This is a genomic window from Heliomicrobium undosum (genome assembly GCF_009877425.1).
Classification (GTDB): domain Bacteria; phylum Bacillota; class Desulfitobacteriia; order Heliobacteriales; family Heliobacteriaceae; genus Heliomicrobium; species Heliomicrobium undosum.
In genome coordinates this window covers 1-1430 of record NZ_WXEY01000056.1, presented here as the reverse complement: position 1 = coordinate 1430, position 1430 = coordinate 1, and the positions used below count along the sequence as shown (strand labels likewise).

The following is a 1430-nucleotide window of genomic DNA, read 5'->3' as shown; positions in this document are numbered from 1 at the left end:
TCTTAAAGAAGGCTTAATGATTAGCTTTTACTATGATTTAATAAAAAGAAAACTGCCTTTAGAACTCTACAATAGAAAACCTATATTAACAACAAAAGTACTTGAAAACTTACACAACGACGCAAATGGTATTTTAGAAAAAGTTGTAATTGATGAATTGAATAATAGAGGGTTTATTGGAAGAAGAAATATTAAATCTAGGACGTTGAAAAGCTCCGATGGTATAAAAATAGATATACCTTCAGATGTAGGTGAAATAGATGTTTTATGTTTACATCCGGGAAATAGGGTGTTAATTATTGGTGAATGTAAAAATGTTTCTTTTTCTCCAGAACCAATTCATTGGTACGAAGACTTACAGGATTTCGGTGTGATTGAATCTAAACCAGATTCCTACAAATCTAAGTTTTTAAGAAAAATTAACTGGTGTCTCAATAATGCTAATTTGCTAATCAAAGCTATATTAAAGGAAAATTCAATTCATGATTATTTTGCCGAATGGATCGTACTTCCCTTATTTATTACGACATTTGAATCTGTAGCTGTTAATTTCATAGAAGATTTCCCGTGTTCTTCATTGCCAAGATTTTTAAGCGAATATGATGCAAACGGATTACAAACATATGATCAGTGGAAAAGGAATATAAACATATAGATTCTAGCTATGTTCGAAACGTATAAAGTAGAAGAGCGAGTAGACCATGAATTATGGAATAATAATAATTGATGAATTGTATGTTCGAATTGATTTAAGAAGTGAGGGATAGAATGAGCAAAATCGTCCTGCGACTAATGCTCCTGCTGGGTTTGCTGGTATTGCCGGCGGGATGTGCAGGCGAAAAAATCACAGATATACCAGATATTCGCGTAAGTTTCGTCGCTACTGAGTTAACTGACGCCGAATATGTCTACGTAGGGACGAAAGAGCTAGAGAATGTGACGAAGAACGATTTCAAAAAGATGATGTTTTCTCTCGATGTAATCGATTCTTCCAAAATAACAGACAGGCAAGTCATCGTTCTCCAACTGAAGCACGCAGCTAATGCCTATGACGGAAAACGATATTGGTTTGGAAAGGGATATCGTCAAGACAATCCGGGAGAACATGCCGCCCATTACAGCGACGAATTTGTATTTTATGCGAAGGGACTCGACGAACAAGCCATCAGGAACATCTTTCGCACATCGGAAGCGATGGTGTCCTGGACGACGTCCGACGGCGAGCGTAGGGATAAGACCTTCCTGTTAGGAGATGTCCTGAAGTTTGAATGAATCAAACTCGTAATTCAGTTGGTCCAGGACCGAAACGTTCAGGGGCAACACGCATAAAGCAAAAAATCTCGACCGGGCATGGGTCGAGATTTTTTGCTTGGAAGCCTTGTTGCGTCGATTACCCCAAGGCGTAGGCAAGTCGATATTCTCCCTTAGAA

Annotated in this window: 2 protein-coding genes; both read left to right on the top strand. The window is 38.0% G+C overall.

Annotation, left to right across the window (positions count from 1 at the left end):
- Positions 1-655, top strand: a 655-nt coding sequence (locus GTO91_RS17550) for a hypothetical protein (RefSeq protein ID WP_161260008.1), incomplete at its 5' end; no start/stop codon positions are given.
- A 113-nt stretch (positions 656-768) separates the two neighbouring features.
- Positions 769-1272 carry a hypothetical protein gene (locus GTO91_RS17545; RefSeq protein ID WP_161260007.1) on the top strand — a complete coding sequence of 168 codons (504 nt, stop codon included), beginning with the start codon at positions 769-771 and terminating at the stop codon, positions 1270-1272.
- The last annotated feature ends 158 nt before the right edge of the window (positions 1273-1430 follow it).

Coding starts and splice junctions, on each gene's coding strand:
- GTO91_RS17545 (WP_161260007.1), top strand. CDS start 769: ATGAGCAAAATCGTCCTGCGACTAATGCTCCTGCTGGGTTTGCTGGTA.